17 protein-coding genes are annotated in these 18,452 nt (G+C 71.4%); 5 read left to right on the top strand and 12 right to left on the bottom strand.

Features of this window, described 5'->3' with window-relative positions; genetic code table 11:
- Positions 1-386: 386 nt before the first annotated feature.
- The 6 genes from ACFY5B_RS33810 to ACFY5B_RS33835 all read right to left on the bottom strand — a co-directional run bounded on the left by ACFY5B_RS33810 (position 387) and on the right by ACFY5B_RS33835 (position 6,843).
- The gene (locus ACFY5B_RS33810) at positions 387-2,084 is read right to left on the bottom strand and encodes a DoxX family membrane protein (RefSeq protein ID WP_389977138.1); all 1,698 of its coding nucleotides are present in this window, start codon (positions 2,082-2,084) and stop codon (positions 387-389) included.
- 128 nt (positions 2,085-2,212) lie between these two features.
- Complete coding sequence (gene rlmB, locus ACFY5B_RS33815; RefSeq protein WP_344466340.1) at positions 2,213-3,154, bottom strand: 23S rRNA (guanosine(2251)-2'-O)-methyltransferase RlmB; 942 nt, start codon at positions 3,152-3,154, stop codon at positions 2,213-2,215.
- Between the two features lie 131 nt (positions 3,155-3,285).
- Positions 3,286-4,683 carry a cysteine--tRNA ligase gene (gene cysS, locus ACFY5B_RS33820; RefSeq protein WP_389977142.1) on the bottom strand — a complete coding sequence of 466 codons (1,398 nt, stop codon included), beginning with the start codon at positions 4,681-4,683 and terminating at the stop codon, positions 3,286-3,288.
- 99 nt (positions 4,684-4,782) lie between these two features.
- Positions 4,783-5,277, bottom strand: coding sequence for a 2-C-methyl-D-erythritol 2,4-cyclodiphosphate synthase (ispF, locus tag ACFY5B_RS33825; protein WP_389977145.1), 495 nt, complete (start codon positions 5,275-5,277; stop codon positions 4,783-4,785).
- The gene (ispD, locus tag ACFY5B_RS33830; protein WP_389977148.1) at positions 5,267-6,031 is read right to left on the bottom strand and encodes a 2-C-methyl-D-erythritol 4-phosphate cytidylyltransferase; all 765 of its coding nucleotides are present in this window, start codon (positions 6,029-6,031) and stop codon (positions 5,267-5,269) included. The genes ispF and ispD overlap by 11 nt, the downstream gene beginning before the upstream one ends.
- A 329-nt stretch (positions 6,032-6,360) precedes the next feature.
- Positions 6,361-6,843, bottom strand: coding sequence for a CarD family transcriptional regulator (locus ACFY5B_RS33835; protein ID WP_003953493.1), 483 nt, complete (start codon positions 6,841-6,843; stop codon positions 6,361-6,363).
- Between the two features lie 580 nt (positions 6,844-7,423).
- On the opposite strand from ACFY5B_RS33835, the gene ACFY5B_RS33840 reads away from it, so the two are divergent.
- The gene (locus tag ACFY5B_RS33840; RefSeq protein ID WP_389977151.1) at positions 7,424-8,110 is read left to right on the top strand and encodes a DUF461 domain-containing protein; all 687 of its coding nucleotides are present in this window, start codon (positions 7,424-7,426) and stop codon (positions 8,108-8,110) included.
- Between the two features lie 75 nt (positions 8,111-8,185).
- On the opposite strand, the gene ACFY5B_RS33845 is transcribed toward ACFY5B_RS33840, so the two are convergent.
- Positions 8,186-8,866 (bottom strand): response regulator transcription factor, encoded by a 681-nt coding sequence (locus tag ACFY5B_RS33845; RefSeq protein WP_030243122.1) that lies wholly within the window; start codon positions 8,864-8,866, stop codon positions 8,186-8,188.
- Positions 8,863-10,152 carry a sensor histidine kinase gene (locus ACFY5B_RS33850; protein WP_389977156.1) on the bottom strand — a complete coding sequence of 430 codons (1,290 nt, stop codon included), beginning with the start codon at positions 10,150-10,152 and terminating at the stop codon, positions 8,863-8,865. The genes ACFY5B_RS33845 and ACFY5B_RS33850 overlap by 4 nt, the downstream gene beginning before the upstream one ends.
- A 246-nt stretch (positions 10,153-10,398) precedes the next feature.
- Here ACFY5B_RS33850 and phoU point away from each other — a divergent pair, with 246 nt between their 5' ends.
- From phoU to ACFY5B_RS33865, 3 genes are all read left to right on the top strand, one after another.
- On the top strand, positions 10,399-11,100 hold the full coding sequence (gene phoU / locus ACFY5B_RS33855) for a phosphate signaling complex protein PhoU (RefSeq protein ID WP_362236027.1): 702 nt from the start codon (positions 10,399-10,401) through the stop codon (positions 11,098-11,100).
- 159 nt (positions 11,101-11,259) lie between these two features.
- Positions 11,260-11,415, top strand: a complete 156-nt coding sequence (locus ACFY5B_RS33860) for a hypothetical protein (protein WP_167345925.1) — start codon at positions 11,260-11,262, stop codon at positions 11,413-11,415.
- 143 nt (positions 11,416-11,558) lie between these two features.
- Positions 11,559-11,810 (top strand): SCO4226 family nickel-binding protein, encoded by a 252-nt coding sequence (locus tag ACFY5B_RS33865; RefSeq protein ID WP_053670838.1) that lies wholly within the window; start codon positions 11,559-11,561, stop codon positions 11,808-11,810.
- Positions 11,811-11,914: 104 nt separating this feature from the next.
- Here ACFY5B_RS33865 and ACFY5B_RS33870 read toward each other — a convergent pair whose 3' ends face one another.
- The 4 genes from ACFY5B_RS33870 to ACFY5B_RS33885 form a co-directional block, all read right to left on the bottom strand.
- Positions 11,915-13,099, bottom strand: coding sequence for an RNA polymerase sigma factor (locus ACFY5B_RS33870; RefSeq protein ID WP_389977161.1), 1,185 nt, complete (start codon positions 13,097-13,099; stop codon positions 11,915-11,917).
- On the bottom strand, positions 13,092-13,514 hold the full coding sequence (locus ACFY5B_RS33875; protein ID WP_389977164.1) for a YciI family protein: 423 nt from the start codon (positions 13,512-13,514) through the stop codon (positions 13,092-13,094). Before ACFY5B_RS33875 ends, ACFY5B_RS33870 begins: the two co-directional genes overlap by 8 nt.
- Before the next feature lie 133 nt (positions 13,515-13,647).
- Positions 13,648-14,277, bottom strand: coding sequence for a DinB family protein (locus ACFY5B_RS33880; protein ID WP_389977166.1), 630 nt, complete (start codon positions 14,275-14,277; stop codon positions 13,648-13,650).
- Between the two features lie 243 nt (positions 14,278-14,520).
- Positions 14,521-14,721, bottom strand: a complete 201-nt coding sequence (locus ACFY5B_RS33885; RefSeq protein WP_344466360.1) for a hypothetical protein — start codon at positions 14,719-14,721, stop codon at positions 14,521-14,523.
- Positions 14,722-16,479: 1,758 nt separating this feature from the next.
- Here ACFY5B_RS33885 and cdgB point away from each other — a divergent pair.
- Complete coding sequence (cdgB, locus tag ACFY5B_RS33890) at positions 16,480-18,009, top strand: diguanylate cyclase CdgB (protein WP_389977479.1); 1,530 nt, start codon at positions 16,480-16,482, stop codon at positions 18,007-18,009.
- Positions 18,010-18,452: the final 443 nt, after the last annotated feature.

Here is an 18,452-nt window from a genome sequence, read left to right on the forward strand (position 1 = left end):
CGCTCCGCCGGTTGGCCGGGTGGTGAGGCTGCCCCCGTCAAGAAGCCAGGGGCGTTCAAGCGCTGAGAGCTCCGCCGGTTGGCCGGGTGGTGAGGCCTGCCCCCGTCAAGAAGCCAGGGGCGTTCAAGCGCTGAGAGCTCCGCCGGTTGGGCCGGGTGGTGAGGCCTGCCCCGCCCTGTCAGGGAGCTGGGCGTTCAAGCGCTGAGAGCTCGGCCGGTTGCTTTCCGTCGGCGGCTGACCGCTCGTCGTGGCTTGTCGCGCAGTTCCCCGCGCCCCTTGAGGCCCTTGTCCCCCAAGCCCCTTTGCGTCCTGAGGCCCTTGTGCCCTGTCTGTGAGAAGGCCCCGCATCTGCGTGATGCGGGGCCTTCTGGCTTGCTGGTCGGGGGCTAGCCCAGCAAGCCGCCCACCAAGCCCGGGCGGCCCGTGGAGGAGGAGCCTCCGGTGCCTGAGCCGCCGGTCGAGCCCGAGCCGCCCGTCGTCGTGCCGCCGGAGGTGGGGCCGGTCGTGGTGCTCGGCGCCTGGTTCTCCGGGGTGGACTGCTGGGGCGGTGCCTGGCCCGCGGTGCCCTGGGTCTGGCTGGGGGAACCACCGGTGACGGTGCCGGTGTCGCGGGTGGCACCGGGCCTGGTCGTGGTGCCCGCGGTGGGACTCGCCGAGCCGGCCGTGGCGTCCTGGGTGGGCGAGGAGGAAGCCGACGGCGTCCGCTTCTCCTTGCGCTTGCCGGGCTCGCCCGGGAGCGGGGAGCCGGGCAGCTCGTTGCGCGGGGCCTCGCCGGGGCCCGGGACGACGACCCGGTCGGCGTCACGGACGGCGCCGCCGAGCAGCGACCCGACGAGCAGGGTGACGCCGGTGGCGATGGCCGTGACGAGGGCGCCGCGCCGCAGCACGTAACGGCGCAGGTCCCAGATGTCGGCGCGGGGGCCCAGACGGCGCCAGGCACTGCCGGCCAGCCGGCCGTCGACGGAGTAGACGGGGGCACCGGCGATGATCAGCGGGGACCAGGCGGCGAGGTAGATGATGTCGGGGGTCTCGTAGGCGGGGACGCTCTTCCAGCTGACCGTGACCAGCAGCGCCGCCGACAGCAGGGCGCCCAGACAGGCGGCGACCCGCTGCCAGCAGCCCAGCACCGTCAGGACGCCGACGATGACCTGCGCGAAGGCGATGACCAGGCCGGCGCCGACCGGGTGCTCCAAGGCGAACTGGCGCAGCGGCTCGGCGACTTCCCACGGGTGCAGGGTGTTGAGCCACTTGACCATGGAGCCGCGCTTGCCGCCTTCGAAGTAGACGGGGTCGCACAGCTTGCCCATGCCGGCGTAGATGGAGATGAAGCCGAGGAAGACGCGCAGCGGGAGCAGGACGACGCCGAGGTTCATCCGGCGCCCGGGGTAGTAGGCGTGCCGGGCCGGGTCGTCGCCGTGTCGCTTGGCCCGGCGCCCCATGTCGTCCGCTTCGGTGCCCAACTCGTCGAACTCGCCGTCTTCGTGGGCGGGTTCGTCGTAGGCACTGCCGACGGTACGCATGGGCGGCAGCAGCCGCGTGCCGTCGGCGGGATCGTGCGTGCGCTGCGGGCCGACGACCGGGGTCTCGACGGTCTGGGCGAGGTCGCCCTCGTAGCCGTCGCCCGCGTAGTCGTCGCCGCCGTAGCCCGCGCCCTGGTATCCGGGGCCGTCGTACCCCGGGCCCACGCGGGAGATGACCTGGGTGGCCCCGGTGTCGGAGGCGGGCTCGTCGGCGTGGCGGACGCTCTCGTGCCGGACGGCCTGCAGAAGCCGGTGCGCGCCGGTGTCGTCGGGGGCGGATCTTCCGCTCCAGACGACGGGCCGGCGGCGGGCGGTGGCCCCGTCCGCCCCGCTCCTCACCTGGGGGATGCGGGCGGTGTCCTCGGTGGCGGTCAGATGCCGTGCGACCCGGGGGGACTGGACGCGACGCGTCGAGACGCCCAACTGCACGCGGAAACTCGCGTGATTGACGATGACCTGCGCCGGGTCGCTCGGCACCTTCACCATGCTCAGCGCGGGAGCGTCGTCGAGTCCCGACGAGCGGTCCCCCGTGGGTGTGCGGGGTGTTCTGGTGTCCACACTCATCTAACCGAGTGACGTCGCGTTAGGACACTGCTTTGACCCGCCGGATCTGTCCGGACCCCGTCAAGCTTGCCCTCATCGCCCCGATGACACCGGAATTACCCCGTTCGGGTGAAGTTCCGGACGCCTGTTCAGCGACGTCGGCGAGCCGCCTCGTACAGCACGATCCCCGCCGCCACACCGGCGTTGAGCGACTCGGCGCCACCCGGCATCGGGATCCGCACCCGGAAGTCGCAGGTCTCCCCGACCAGCCGGGACAGGCCCTTGCCCTCGCTGCCGACGACGATGACGACGGGGCCGTCCAGCGCCTCCAGCTCACCGAGCTCCGACTCGCCGTCGGCTGCCAGGCCGACGACCGCGATGCCGGCCTTCTTGTACGCCTCCAGGGCCCGGGTCAGGTTGGTGGCACGGGCGACCGGGGTGCGGGCCGCCGTACCGGCGGACGTCTTCCAGGCACCCGCCGTCATGCCGGCCGCGCGGCGCTCGGGGACGACGACGCCGTGACCGCCGAAGGCGGAGACGGAGCGGACGACCGCGCCGAGGTTGCGCGGGTCGGTGACGCCGTCCAGCGCGACGATCAGCGGGTCCTCGCCGTCGTCGTGGGCGGCGGCCACCAGGTCCTCGGGGTGGGCGTACTCGTACGGCGGGACCTGGAGGACCATGCCCTGGTGGTTGAGACCGTTGGTCATCCGGTCGAGCTCGGGCCGCGGGGCCTCCATGAGGTTGATCCCGCCGCGCTCGGCGGCGACCTGGAGGGCCTCGCGCACCCGCTCGTCGTTGTCGATGAACTGCTGGACGTAGAGGGTCGAGGCCGGGACGCCTTCGCGCAGCGCCTCCAGGACCGGGTTGCGTCCGACGACCAGCTCGGACGTGCCCTTGCCGCCGCGGCCGCGCACGGTGGGCCGGCGTACGGCCTGCTTCGCCTTGGCGTTGGCGACGCGGTTCTTCTTGTGTCCCTTGCGCATCTCGGCGGGCGGGGTGGGGCCCTTGCCCTCCAGGCCCCGGCGTCGCTGGCCGCCACTGCCGACCTGCGCGCCCTTCTTGCCGGACATGCGGCGGTTGTTCGCGGCCATTGAGCTACTCGTCTCCGTGAGGTGATGTGTACGTACGACTGCGGCCGTACGGCTGTGTACGTCTGTTCCGTCTATGCAGTGTGCCGCCCGGAGGCCCGGGCGGCACAGTCGATCAGCCCGTGGGGCTCGTCTCAGCGCGGGCCGAGGCTCCAGCGCGGGCCCTGTGGGCCGTCCTCGATGACCAGGCCGGACTGGCTCAGCTGGTCGCGGATGGCGTCCGCGGTGGGCCAGTCCTTGCGGGCCCGGGCGGCCTCGCGCTGGTCGAGGACCATGCGGACGAGCGTGTCGACCACGCCGTGCAGGTCGTCGCCGCGGTCGCCCTCCCCGGCCCACTGGGGGTCCAGCGGGTCGAGGCCGAGCACGCCGAGCATCGCGCGGACCTCGGCGAGCCGGGCCACGGCGGCTTCCTTGTCGTCGGCGGCCAGCGCGCTGTTGCCCTGCCGGACGGTGGTGTGCACCACGGCGAGGGCCTGCGGCACGCCCAGGTCGTCGTCCATGGCCTCGGCGAAGGCGAGCGGCACCTCGGCGGCGGGCTCGACGACGCCGGCCTTCTCCACCACTCGCTGCACGAAGCCCTCGATCCGCGCGAACGCCGACTCGGCCTCGCGCAGCGCCTCCTCGCTGTACTCGATCATCGAGCGGTAGTGCGGGGTGCCGAGGTAGTAGCGCAGCACGATGGGCCGCCAGCGCTTGACCATCTCGCTGACCAGGACCGAGTTGCCGAGCGACTTGGACATCTTCTCGCCGCTCATGGTGACCCAGGCGTTGTGCACCCAGTACCGGGCGAACTCGTCGCCGTAGGCCTTGGCCTGGGCGATCTCGTTCTCGTGGTGCGGGAAGACCAGGTCCAGGCCGCCGCCGTGGATGTCGAAAGCGGCCCCGAGGTACTTGTGCGCCATCGCCGAGCACTCCAGGTGCCAGCCGGGCCGGCCGCGTCCCCACGGCGTCTCCCAGTCGGGCTCGCCGGGCTTGGTGGCCTTCCACATGGCGAAGTCGCGCGGGTCGCGCTTGCCGGTGATGCCCTCCTCGGCGGGCTGCCGCATCTCGTCGAGGTCCTGCCGGGACAGCTCCAGGTAGGAGGGCCAGGAGCGGACGTCGAAGTAGACGCTGCCGTCGGCCTCGTAGGCGTGCCCGCGCTCGATGAGGCCGCGCATCATCTCGACCATCTCGGTGATGTGGCCGGTGGCACGCGGCTCGTAGGTGGGCGGCAGGCAACCGAGCACGGTGTAGCCGTCGTTGAAGGCCCGCTCGTTCTCGTAGCCGATGGCCCACCAGGGGCGGTTCTGGTCGGCCGACTTGGCGATGATCTTGTCGTCGATGTCCGTCACGTTCCGCACGAACGTGACGTCGTAGCCGCGGTAGGCGAACCAGCGGCGCATGATGTCGAAGTTCAGCCCGGAGCGGATGTGCCCGATGTGCGGGGCGGCCTGCACGGTGGCACCACACAGGTAGATCGAGACGCAACCCGGCTGGAGCGGGGAGAAGTCACGGATCTGCCGGGCGCTGGTGTCGTACAGGCGAATAGTCACCCCTCCAGGGTAGTGGGCCGCGGGGTGTGCCTCGGGTACTTCCCCTCGGGGCGTCCGGATTCGTGACACAGACAACGGGACGCCCCGAACGCTCGCCCCTCAGCCGGCGCGTACCACCAGGGCCGTGGCCACCGCCATCAGCCCTTCCTCCCGGCCGGGGAAGCCCAGCCCGTCCGTCGTCGCACCCGAGACCGACACCGGGGCTCCGGCCGCCTCCGACAGGAGCTTCTGGGCCTCGTCCCGGCGCTTGCCGATCTTCGGGCGGGGACCCACCACCTGCACGGCGATGTTGCCGATCCGGAAGCCGGCCTCGCGCACGATGCGCGCGGCCTCCGTCAGGAGGGTGACTCCGGAGGCGCCCGACCATTCGGGGCGGCCGGTGCCGAAGTGCTGTCCGAGGTCGCCGAGGCCGGCGGCGGAGAAGAGGGCGTTGCAGGCGGCATGGGCGACGACGTCGGCGTCGGAGTGGCCGGCCAGGCCCGGGCCCGCGTCCTCCCACTTCAGGCCGGCGCACCACAGCTCACGGCCCTCCTCGAAGGCGTGGATGTCGGTGCCGATGCCCACCTGGGGCAGAACGGGCTGGTCAGTAGCCATCGTTGAGCCTCCTTCGGGCCAGGACCGCCTCCGCGAGGACCAGGTCCAGGGGACGGGTGATCTTGAAGGCCTCCTCGTGGCCGGGGACGGCCACGACCGTGAGGCCGAGCTGCTCGACCATGCCGGCGTCGTCGGTGACCTCGCCGGTCGCCGTCTCGTGCGCCCTGACCAGCGTGGCCCGGTCGAAGCCCTGCGGGGTCTGCACCGCGCGCAGCAGAGCGCGCTCCGGCGTGGCGACGACCGGCTCCGGCTCGCCGGGGGTGCCGGCGGGCTCGACCTGCTTGACGGTGTCGGCGAGCGGCAGGGCCGGGACCACGGCCGGTGCGCCGTCCCGTACGGCCTCGATCACGGCGTCGACCGTGTCCACCGGGACCAGCGGCCGGGCCGCGTCGTGGACCAGCACGATGTCGTGGCCGGGCGGCAGCGCGTCGAGGCCGAGCTTCACGGACTCCTGGCGGCTCTGCCCGCCCGGGACGACGAGGAAGTCCGTCCGCTCGGGCAGCGCGTGCGCGTCGAGCAGCGACTTGACCTCGGCGGCACCGTCGGGCGGGGCCACGACGACGACCAGGGAGACGGCGCGGGAGGCGGCCATCGCCCGGACGGCGTGGATCAGCATGGGGGTGCCGCCCAGCACGCGGAGCGCCTTGGGGGCGCCCGGGCCGAGCCGGACACCCCGGCCGGCGGCCGGGATCACGGCCGCCGTACGGGCCGTGTAGGGGCCTGCGGGCGGCGAGGGACGCGAATCGTCAGACATCGGTTCCTGTCAGGTTTGTGTGCTGGCCTGGCGTGGGTATGGCCTGGAGGAGTGCCGGGCGCGACGCGCTCGACCGGACCCTTCCGTGACGCCGGTCGAGCCGGCTGCCCGGGCCCGGCACCCCCGAACACCGGGGCGTGAGTGATAACACATCCCGGGGTGGCGGCGCACGGCGCCGGGGTACGAACATGCCGCAGCGCCCGGCGACAGGAATTTCGTCATCGGGCACCGCGGCATTTCGATGTGCAGGCGCGCGCTTGATCAGCTTCGACCAGCAGCCTTGATCAGCAGCTTCGATCGGCGCAGAGCGCTGAGCGACGGGCTTCGCCTCAGGAGGCGAGGACCTCGTCGAGCAGAGCCTCGGCCTTGTCCTCGTTGGTGTTCTCCGCGAGGGCGAGCTCGCTCACCAGAATCTGGCGGGCCTTGGCGAGCATGCGCTTCTCACCGGCGGAGAGTCCGCGCTCACGCTCACGACGCCACAGGTCACGCACGACTTCCGCGACCTTGATGACATCGCCCGAGGCGAGCTTCTCCAGGTTTGCCTTGTAGCGACGGGACCAGTTCGTGGGCTCCTCGGCGTATGGTGCGCGCAGCACCTCGAAGACCCGGTCCAGCCCGTCCTGACCGACCACATCACGCACGCCGACGAACTCCGCATTGTCCGCTGGCACACGTACCGTCAGGTCGCCCTGGGCGACCTTCAGCACCAAGTAGGTCTTGTCCACGCCTTTGATCTGGCGAGTTTCGATGGCCTCGATCAGCGCGGCCCCGTGATGGGGATAGACCACGGTGTCGCCAACCTTGAACGTCATGTGACAGGTACCCCTTCCGTGGCTATCCAGGGTAACACGGAAATCGCGGGTTCTGAATGGCGTTTTCGCAGGTCAGGGCGTATCTCGGGGCTTGACAACTCCGACAGGAACGTGCTTCGGACAGGGATCGGAAGAAGGTATTCGCAGGTGGGAGCGGCTCTTCGGGGCGAGCGAAACGCGTACGTTACACACATCCGGAGCATCCTCCAGAAGGCCGAACATCCCCAAATGTCCGGTTCCGTATGATCGACTTCCGCTACTCCGTTCGGAGGCCCGAGCCGGTTCCGGTCGAATCCGGAATTGATCACGAGGTGCCCCCACGGCCCGCCGGTGATCAATTCCGGGGCGGGCGCGCATTCCTTCACGGAACATTTGCGGTGCCGTCCGGGTCTCTTATGTGAATGCCGGACGGACACCACACCAATGTGACGCGGGAGCCATGTGTGACTCAGGTGGGATCACCGGTGCCGGGGGGTCGGGTGCGGCAGGACGAGGACGGCTCGGTAACCTAAGGCCCGCTGACAGACACTTAGGGCGGCTTTATCGGCCGCCCCGCTCGAGTCAAGGAGTTGCCGCCGCCGTGAGCAGCAGCCTTCGACGCGGCTCCCTCGCCGCGGCCGCCATCGCGTTCTCGATCGCCTCGCTCGCCGCGTGCGGCGCCGGCAACGACGCCCAGACGCTGGAGATCAAGCCGGACAACGCGGCGACGAGCGTCGGCGACATCAAGGTCCAGAACGCGATCGTCATCACGCAGCCCGACCTCGAGTCGACCGGCCCCGCCGCGATCTCCGCGACCCTCTTCAACTCGGGCAGGACTGCCGAGACGCTGGAGTCCATCACCCTCCCGGGCACCGGCAAGACCGCCGAGCTCAAGCCCGCCAAGGGCGGCAGCCTCAGCATCCCGCCCGGCGGTTCGCTGATCCTGGGCGGCAAGGACAACGCCACGGCGATGCTGCCGAGCAGCCGTGAGGCCGTGCAGGACGGCAACGCCCAGAAGGTCACCTTCACCTTCAGCAAGACGGGTGGCGTGAGCCTGCAGGCGTTCGTGGTCCCCGCCGAGCACTACTTCAAGGAGTGGGGCCCGACCGAGGTGCCGGCCGCGCCGGGCGCCTCGTCGTCCCCGTCCGGTTCGCCGTCGGGATCGCCGTCCGGTTCTCCCGCCGAGGGTGAGTCGGGCGCCCCCGCGGGCGGTGAGACGCCGGGTGGCCACCAGGCGTCCGGCACGCCGTCCGACGCGGCCTCCGCGAGCGCCGGCGCCGGGCACTGAGCAGACGACGCGAAGGGCGGGACCTCTCTCCGGAGAGAGGTCCCGCCCTTCGCGTCGCCGTAGTACGCGGTCGGCTTACGGCTCGAACTTGTAGCCGAGGCCGCGGACCGTCACCAGGTAGCGCGGGGCGCCCGGGTCCGGCTCGATCTTGGCGCGCAGCCGCTTGACGTGGACGTCGAGGGTCTTGGTGTCACCGACGTAGTCGGCACCCCAGACGCGGTCGATGAGCTGCATACGGGTCAGGACGCGGCCGGCGTTGCGCAGCAGCATCTCCAGCAGGTCGAACTCCTTGAGCGGCAGGTCGATCTTGGTGCCGCCGACGGTGACCACGTGGCGGTCCACGTCCATGCGGACCGGACCGGCCTCCAGGGCCGCCGGGGTGACCTCCTCGGGCTCGCCGCGGCGGCGCAGTACGGCACGGATCCGCGCGACCAGCTCGCGCGAGGAGAACGGCTTGGTGACATAGTCGTCGGCTCCTATCTCCAGCCCGACGACCTTGTCGATCTCACTGTCCTTGGCGGTCACCATGATGACGGGGACGTTGGAACGGCCGCGCAGCTGGCGGCAGACCTCGGTGCCCGGCAGGCCGGGCAGCATCAAGTCGAGGAGGACGAGGTCGGCGCCGTTGCGCTCGAACTCGTCGAGTCCGTCGGGCCCGGTGGTCGCGACCGCGACCTCGAAGCCCTCTTTGCGGAGCATGTACGACAGGGCGTCGGAGAAGGACTCCTCGTCCTCGACGACGAGCACACGGGTCACGGAAGGACCTCCGGGGCGGGAAGCGTTTCGTACGCGGTTGATTCGGGGGATGTGGGGGTGGACCGCCCGGCCTCCTCGTCGAGGCCCGCGCCTCCTGCGCGTGTCTCTCGGGCGGGTTGCTGCTGTGCGCCGCGGGCCGCACCGGCCTCCGGCAGCCGCAGGGTGAAGGTGGAGCCCTGGCCTTCGGCGCTCCACACCGTGACCTCCCCGCCGTGCGAGGCGGCCACGTGCTTCACGATCGCCAGCCCGAGTCCGGTGCCGCCGGTGGCACGGGAGCGGGCCGGGTCGACGCGGTAGAAGCGCTCGAAGATGCGCTCCTTGTCCTTGTCGGAGATGCCGATGCCCTGGTCGGTGACGGCGATCTCGATGTGGTCCCCGCCGGGGGCGTTCACGCTGCGGGCCGCGATGCCGACGCGGGTGCGGGCGGGTGAGTAGTTGACGGCGTTCTCGACGAGGTTGCCGAGCGCGGCGGCGAGCTGGCCGCGGTTTCCCCACACGCGCAGGTCGGCGGTGCCGCCCGCGGCCATGGTGATCTGTTTGGCGCCGGCCTGGTGCCGGCAGCGGTCGACGGCCTCGGCGACGAGCTCGTCGACCCGGACCGGTTCGGCGTCCTCCAGCGGGTCGTCGTTCTGCACCCGGGAGAGGTCGATGAGTTCCTGCACGAGGCTGGTGAGCCGGGTGGCCTCGATCTGCATGCGCCCGGCGAACCGCTCGACGGCCTCGGGGTCCTCGGAGGCGTCCATCACGGCCTCGGAGAGCAGCGAGAGCGCACCGACCGGCGTCTTCAGCTCGTGGCTCACGTTGGCGACGAAGTCACGCCGGACCGCCTCGATGCGGCGGGCCTCGGTCAGGTCCTCCACCAGCAGCAGCACCAGCCGGGAGCCGAGCGGCGCGACCCGCGCGGAGACGGCCAGGGCCTCTCCGCGTCCGGTGCCGCGCCGTGGCAGGTCCAGTTCGACCTGTCGTATCTCGCCGTCCCGCCGGGTGTCCCGGGCCATCTGCAGCATCGGCTCGACGGCGAGCTTGCCGCCGCGGACCAGGCCGAGGGCGTACGCCGCCGAGCTGGCCTTGACCACGGCGTCGGCCTCGTCGAGGACGACGGCGGACGACCGGAGGACCGACAGGACCGTGTCCACGCCGGGCGGGAGCACCGCGTCGGTGTGCAGGGAGCTGCGGGTGGGGCGCTTCTGCTCGCGCTCGCTGAAGCGGAACGCCAGCATGGCGATGACACCGGTGAGCACCCCGGCGATCGCTGCCGCTGCGGCGACCGCCGCGTTCACGTCCATGCACCCAGGTTAGGCATGGCTCGGGCACCCTCCACAGCCGTCGGGGTGCGAGCTCGAACACTCGTCGCCCAGAGTTCACCTTGGAGCCAGTATTGGTTCATTTGGGATGCCGGAAACGGACGCGTACGGGGCGGAACGTGGGAGCGTGGGGTTCGGACCGCCGGTAATACGACGGTCGTACCGCCGGTTGTCCGGTGGGCCCCGGCCCTTGGACCCCCGACTGAGACGCACGAGAGGGAAAGCCTGATGCGGGACGCGTACCACGAGGAACTGGACTCGATCGGCGACAGCCTGGTGGAGATGGCCCGGCTGGTCGGGTCGGCGATCGGGCGCGCCACGACCGCCATGCTCGACTCCGACCTGAAGCTGGCCGAGAACGTCATCGAGGCCGACCAGCGGGTCGACGAGCTCCAGCACGAGCTGGAGGCCCGGGCCATAGCCCTGCTGGCGCGGCAGCAGCCGGTGGCGACGGACCTGCGCATCGTCGTCACGTCGCTGCGGATGTCGGCCGACCTGGAGCGCTCGGGCGACCTCGCCCAGCACGTGGCGAAGCTCGCACGCCTGCGCTACCCGGACCGCGCGGTCCCGAGCGACCTGCACGCCACCATCCTGGAGATGGGCCAGCTCGCGCAGCGCCTGATGGCAAAGGCCGCCGAGGTGATCATCACCAAGGACGTCGACCTGGCGCTCCAGCTGGAGCAGGACGACGACGAGATGGACCTGCTGCACCGCACGCTCTTCCAGCACCTGATGGACGACCGCTGGAAGCACGGCATCGAGACGGCCGTGGACGTCACGCTGCTCGGCCGCTACTACGAGCGGTTCGCCGACCACGCGGTGTCGGTCGCCAAGCGCGTGGTGTACCTGGTGACGGGCGAGCACGCGGACGAGCTCCAGGCGGATGTGCAGCCGGAGATCCAGGCGGCGCCGGGGGCGGAGAGCGCCTGACGGGGCTGACCCGAGGGGTGGGCCGGGTACCGGTACAGGCCGCCCGGAAATCCAGGCCGAGGGCCGGGGCTGGGGCGCCGGGGCGCCTCAGTGCGCCGTTGATGCGCCCGGCCGGGCGGGCATCCAATGGGCACAGGCACCAGCCTCGAGGAGGGACCCATGGCCGAATCCCCCAGCACCACGCCCGACCCCGCCCGGCAGCGTGAGACCGAGCAGCCCGCCGAGATCAGGAGCCTGCCCCTGATCGCCGCGTGCGGCTGCGGCTCGGGCTGCGGGTGCGGGTGCCAGTCGGGCAGCCCCTGCCAGTGCGGCTGACGCCGGCGCTTCGTTGACCGTACGACCTGTGGGGCCCCGGCCGAGTCGCCGGGGCCCCTCGGCGTCGGGCTGGGAAACCTGAGGTCGCCCGGGTGGCCGTACGGGCGGAGCATGAGAGGTAGGCAAGGAAGGAGGCGCGAGGCATGCCCAAGTTCATGGATGTCCATCGCGGCATGGAGGGCATCACGGAAGAGCAGCTGCGTGAAGCCCACAACGCGGACCTCGCGATAGAGAAGGACGAGCAGGTCCACTTCGAGATGGCCTGGGCGGATCCGGAGTCCGGCCATGTCTACTGCCTCTCCGAGGCCCCCTCGGCCGAAGCGGTCCAGCGCATTCACGAGCGCGCCGGACACAAGGCGGACGAGGTCCACCCCGTGCCGTTGACGGTACGGTGACCTGCCCGGCACCCGGTTCCCGGCGTCGCGTCCCCGCCCGCCGGGTGCCGCGGGACGCGGCTCGTCAGCGGCGCCGTTGGCGTTGAGGCGGGCCGCCTGGCGGGTCAGCGGCGCCGTGCGGCGTTGAGGCGGGCCGCCTGGCGGGTCAGGTAATCGCGTTCGGCTAGGTCGGTGGCCTTGCGGGCCGCCTCGGCGTACAGCCGGGCCGCCGTTTCCGCGTCGCCGTCGCGTTCGTGGAGATAGGCCGCCACCGCGGCGTAGCGGGGCAGCGAGTCGTCCAGCGCGGCGAGCGCCGCGAGACCGGCGCGCGGGCCGTCGGCCTCGCCCACGGCCACCGCACGGTTGAGCCGGACGACCGGGTTGTCGGTGAGGCGCGCGAGCTCGTCGTACCACTCCACGATCTGCACCCAGTCGGTCTCCTCGGCGGTGGGCGCGTCGGCGTGCAGTGCCGCGATGGCGGCCTGGGCCTGGAACTCGCCCAGCCGGTCGCGGGCGAGCGCCGCCTGGAGGATCTGGACGCCCTCGGCGATCAGGCGGGTGTCCCACCGGCCGCGGTCCTGCTCGGCGAGCGGCACCAGGCCGCCGTCGGGCGCGGTACGGCCGGCGCGCCGGGCGTGGTGGAGCAGCATGAGCGCGAGCAGCCCCGACACCTCGGGGTGGTCGATCGCGGCCGCGAGCTGCCGGGTGAGCCGGATGGCCTCGGCGGCCAGGTCGACGTCGCCGGAGTAGCCCTCGTTGAAGACGAGGTAGAGGACGCGCAGCACGGTCCCGACGTCGCCGGGCTGGTCGAATCGCACGTCTGAGACGGTGCGTTTGGCGCGGCTGATGCGCTGCGCCATGGTCGCCTCCGGCACCAGGTAGGCCTGGGCGATCTGCCGGGTGGTGAGCCCGCCGACGGCGCGCAGGGTGAGCGCGACCGCGGACGACGGGGTCAGCGAGGGGTGGGCGCACAGGAAGTACAGCTGGAGCGTGTCGTCCACGTCGGACGCGGGTCCGGGCGCCGGTTCCTCGTCGACGAGGTCCTCGCGCCTGCGGCGGGCGCTGTCCGCCCGCGCCTGGTCGAGGAACTTGCGCCAGGCCACGGTGACCAGCCAGCCCTTCGGGTCCCGAACGGGCTCTCCCGTGCTCGAGCGAAGCCGAGAGCTTGGGGAAGGGTCGGCCGGCCAGACGCGGAACGCCTCGATCAGCGCGTCCTGCACGGCGTCCTCGGCCGCCGCGAAGTCGGCTCCGCGGCGGACGAGGATCGTGATCACGGCGGGAGTGAGGCTGCGGAGCAGTACCTCATCCATGGACCGAGCACTCCGGAACGGTGGGCGGGGCGGTCAGGAACGGGCGCACCTCCAGCCATTCGTGGATCGGCTTCCCGCCCGCACCGGGGGCCGCCGACAGTTCCCCGGCCAGCTCGACGGCACGGTCGTAGCCGTCGACATCGATGATCATCCAGCCGGCGATGAGGTCCTTGGTCTCGGCGAACGGCCCGTCGGTGACCGGCGGGCGCCCCTCACCGTCGTACCGGACCCACGCCCCCTCGGGGGCGAGCGCCTGGCCGTCGACGAACTCGCCGGTCTTCTCCAGCCGCGCCGCGAAGTCGTTCATGAACTGGATGTGCGCCGAGATCTCCTCCGGCGTCCACTGGTCCATCGGCACGTCGTTGACCGGTGACGGGGCGCCTCGGTAGTGCTTCAGCAGCAGGTACTTCGCCATGGTGGTTCTCCTCGGTGATGATGCGGCCCATCTTGGCCGCTCTCACCCCGGGGACGGAGCCGGACGCGGGTTCTCGACATCGCCGCCGAAGTTTTTTTCCGGCAGCATCCCCAAGGGCCCGGCCGGAGGATGCTCACTGCCCGACGCGGCCGTCGATCCGTTCGCGCAGGAGGTCGGCGTGACCGCAGTGCCGGGCGTACTCCGCGATCTGCGCGACCAGGATGTCGCGGACCTGGACCCGGCCGCCGGGTTCGGGGCCGAAGTCGGAGTGGCCGGCGTTGCCGGTGCCGAGGTCGGTGACACCGGCCAGGTAGCGGTCGGTGCGCTCGACCTCGGTACGCCACTGCCGCCAGGCGGCGTCCACGACCGCGGGGTCGGCGACCGCGCCGTTGAAGTCGCCGTCCCGGTCCTCCGGCGTGCGGTACAGCTTCGGCGCGTCCTCGCCGGCCATCACCCGGCGGACATGCCGCTCCTCCTCGGTCAGGTGCCGCACCAGCCCGAGCAGGGACATCGTGGACGGCGGGACGGATCTCCGGGCCATCTGCTCGGCGTCCAGGCCGGCGCACTTCATCTCCAGGGTGAGGCGGTAGGCCCGCAGGCAGTCGAGGAGCACGCCGCGTTCGCCGACGGGCTGGGCGTCGGTCTCACGTGGGTCGTCGTCGGGGTCGACCCACATGTCGGGGTAGACGGTCGCCCGTGTCCACCGAGTCGTATCCGCTGCCGCGGGCGTCGCTGCTTCGCCGGTGTGCTCACCTGAGACCATGCGGGCATGGTGGACGGAGCGGGGCGGGCCCGCCACCGAATATCGGGGCGTCAGCCGGTCTGCCGGGCTCTGGAACGTCAGCCGGTCTGCCGGGCGACGGGTTCGTCCTCGGCGCGCCACACCAGGACGCCCAGGCAGCCGTCACATCCCCACCGCGGCAACAGGGCCGCTCCAGCGGAGAAACCGCGGGCAGTGGCCTGGACCGGCTCTGTATGCCTCTCCGCCTGCCCCCGTCCCGCTCCGCTACGTACGGTCCAGCGCCGCGAAGACCGCCAGGCACAAGGTGAGACTCGCGGCGAAGGCGATGCCGCAGCGGGACAGGGCCGTGGGCACCGCGGCTCCCTCCCAGCGGGCGAGGGCGAAGGCGATCGCCGCGGCGACGACGGAGAAGAGGACGGCCACCGCCAGCGCGAGGAGCAGGAACGCCGGGAAGGTGTGGTTCATGAAGGCACCGCCTGGGTCGTGTGGTGTCGATGGGGAATTACGACGATCCCCGGGCGGAACCGCAGGTGGGACGGTTGGATGTTTCTCCGGTGACAACAGGGGGTTGTCCGGCGAACAATCCACGGGGGAGAACGAGTGGCCGGCGAGAGGAAGCGGGCGGGGCGGCCGTGGGGACCGGCCCGCGGCTCGTGCGTCGAGATCAACGAGCTGGTCGCGGTGGTGCGGTCCTGGCTCGACGAATCGACGGTGTCCGTGAGGGAGTTGCACGCACGGCTCACTCCCGAGCACTTCGTCGCCGGGACGGTGCCCGAGTTACGCCGGTTGCGTGACCGGCTGGCCGGCGATTCGCTGGAGTGGGACCTCGTCGAGGCCGTGGCCGACGTGTGTTTCCCCAACGAACCGGCCGACCTCGCCCGGCGGCGCCTCGGGGAGGCGAGGACGCTGTGGGACAGAGCGGGCACGAACCCCACGGCGATCGCGGAGACGCAGGAACTGGTGCCCGCCCGGGAGTTACTGGAGGCCAAGGACCGCACCATCGAGGTCCTCCAGGAGATGCAGCGAGCCCGGCAGGCCTACGAGGCCGGGGAACACGGGCGGCAACAGGCCCTGTCGATCGCCACGTTGTTGTTCGTCATGCTCGGGCAGGCCCAGGCGAAGGTCTCCGAACTGAGGCGCCGACTCGACGCCCTGGAGTCCGTGACGGTCGAACTCCACGACGGCCAAGGGGTGATGGAGCTTCTGTCACGGGCGCAACGGCAGGAGACGGACCTGCGCGAACAGCTGGTCCGCGCCGAGCGGGAGCGGGGCATCGCCCAGCAGGTCGCCGACCACGCGGCACGCCGTATCCAGCAACTGGAGGCCGAACTGGCCGAGTTGCGGCTTCGCATGGGGGAGGACGGGCCCTCCGGCACCCAGGAGGCGGCGCCGCCGCTGTCCCAGCCCGAACTGCACGCGCTCAGCCCCGACGACGCCGCGCTCGACGACGTCGACCGTGCGCTGGACAAGGCGCGCGCCGTGCTCGACGAGGAGCACGAGGCCGTTCAGCAGGCCGCCGACGAGGTGGGTTACTGGTCGTCCTCGATCCCCTCCGTTCCCTCGATCCCCTCGGCTGCTCCGGGGGAAGCCGGCGTCTCCGTGCCCGGGCAGGTCGGGCAGACCCCGGGGGGACAACCCTCCGGGTTGTCCGGAACAACCCCGAACAACCCGCCGACCAGTCAGGAGACGCCCTTCCCCGCGCTCGAATCCCCACGGTCCCCGGCCGCCGACCCCCAGGGCGACATCTCCGAAGCGGCCCATCGGATCACCCGGGGCAGGGACCCGGAGGACATCGTGAAGCGACTGTGCCGGGCCGTCGTCCCCACCGTCGCCGACGCGGTCATGGTCTACCTGCGGGACCCGATCCCGACGGGCGACGAAGAACACGTGGGCCCGCTGGTGCTGCGGCTGCAGCAGGTGCACCCGCTCCACGCCGGCGGGGGTGCCGCGCGGTGCGAGGTACGCCCGGGCAGCGCGCTCTTCGACGTACTGAACGGGGCGTTGCCGGTCGGTGGCGACTCGCCGGTCGGTGGGGCCGCGCTGCCGGAACTGCTCGGTGCGGGACATGAGACACCCGGCGGAGGCCACACCGTCCTCGTGCCCCTGCACGGTCGCAGGCGGATCATCGGCACGGCGGTCCTCGTGCGCCACCCCGCCGAGCAGGCCTTCCAGGACGCCGATCTGTCGGTCGCCGCCGAGTTCGCCACCCGCAGCGCGCTCGCCATCGACAAGAGCCACAATCTGCAGGCCGCGGTCCAGGACCTCCATCTCGCCCGCAGCCTCGCGGACACCCTGCAGATCGTCGCCGACGGAATCGTGACCGGTCTCGGCTACGAGCTGGCGTGCGTCAATCTCGTCCGCCCGGACGGCGATCTCGTGGTCGCCTCCTTCGCGGGCAATCCCGAAGCCGAGGCCCTCATCACCGGCCGCGTCGGCTCGCGCGAGTCCTGGGAGCGCCGCCTCGGCATGGGCCAGCACTGGGGCGACCTGGTGTTCATCCCGCACACCGAGGGCTGGGTCCTCGACGACGACGACGTCCCGCAGTGGTACACCGACGGGCCCGCCCCCCGCTTCGCGGACGAGTGGCACCCCTCCGACCGCCTCTTCGCGCCGATGTACGCCCGCAGCGCTTCCGGCGCCTCCGAGGGTGAGCTGATCGGTGTGATCTCCGTGGACCGGCCCCTCACGCGCCGCCGTCCCAGGCCGGACGAGCGCCGCGATCTGGAGGAGTACGCCTTCCAGGCCGCCATCGCCATCAGCAACGCGCGGCTGCGTGCGAACATGCAACGCGCGCTGGTGAGGCTGGAGAGGGAGCAGCAGTCGCTGCGGGCCAGCGAGGAGTCCTTCCGGCAGGCCTTCGAGTACGCGCCCAGCGGCATGGCCATCGCCGAGATGGGCGGTGACCAGCACGGGCGCATCCTCCGGACGAACGACGCATTGTGCCGCATGCTGGGCCGCCCGGCCTCCGCCATCCGCCGCTACTCGTTCTCGGACCTCGTCCACCCCGAGGACATAGAGGTCCTGCTCCGCACCAACGCCGAGGGCGGCCGCGCGGAACTGCGCCTCGGGCGCCGCGACGGCACCTACCTGTGGGTCTCGCTGCGCAACAGCGTGGTCGCGGAGGCCGCCGACGGCCCGCGCTTCCTCCTCACGCACGTCGAGGACATCGAGGAGCGCAAGCGACGCGAGTTCGTTCTCGCGCACCGCGCCTCGCACGACGATCTCACCGGCCTGCCGAACTCCTCCGAGCTGCACGCCCGCATCGGCGCCCGGCTCTGTGCACATCCGGAGCGAGGGGCCGACGCCGTGGAGGGGGCCGACGACCTCTACCCCGGCCACGCCGCCGAGGCGGCGATGCCCCACACCCATGTCCGGGCCCCCGTGGGCGACGGCAACACACACGGCCTGGCCGTGTTGTTCTTCGCCCTCCGCGACTTCAAGGCGATCAACACCCGTTTCGGGCGCGACGCGGGGGACGGCGTCCTCGTCGAGGTCGCCCGACGGCTCGATCAGGCCGTACGCGACGGCGACACGGTCGCCCGGTACGGCGGTGACGAGTTCGTCGTCCTGGCCGACGACCTGGGCCCCGCCGACGCGCACACCGCCGCGGTCTGGATGCAGTCCCGGATCCACCTGCCGATCCCCCTTGGCGACCAGAGCGTGCGCATGCACGCGGGTGTGGGCATCGCATGGGCCCAGTGCGGGACGGCTCCTGGTGACATCCTGCGAGCGGCACGGGGGTTCGCGTCGTGAGGGTGATCGCCGGGGCACCGGTGGTGAGCGCCGTTGTTGACTCTTTTCCGTTTCGCCGAGGAAATAGTTGACGGCGAACGGGTCATTGCATGCAGATGCTTCCATTCCCGGCTTGCGAGATAATCGATGTGGTGAATGCATGACTTCTCGACTGTGAAATGAGGGAAGACAATGGCACTCAGCGCTCACTTGACCGACACACAGGAGCAAGCGTTCAAACAGAACGCGGACGACCTCGCGAGGCTGGAACCTCAGCTGGACGAGGTGCACAGGACGGCCGTATCCCGCCTGGACAGCGCGGGTTTCACGGACATACTCAACTGTCTGGCCTGCAGCGCGTGCGAGGGATGGACCCAAGGCGACGACGGCAAATGCGGCAACTGCCCCCACGGCTTCTTCTCGCACAACGTGAAATAGCGGTGGTGGTCGACGAAACCACGGGC

Source organism: Streptomyces sp. NPDC013187, from assembly GCF_042899705.1.
Lineage (GTDB): Bacteria > Actinomycetota > Actinomycetes > Streptomycetales > Streptomycetaceae > Streptomyces > Streptomyces hawaiiensis_A.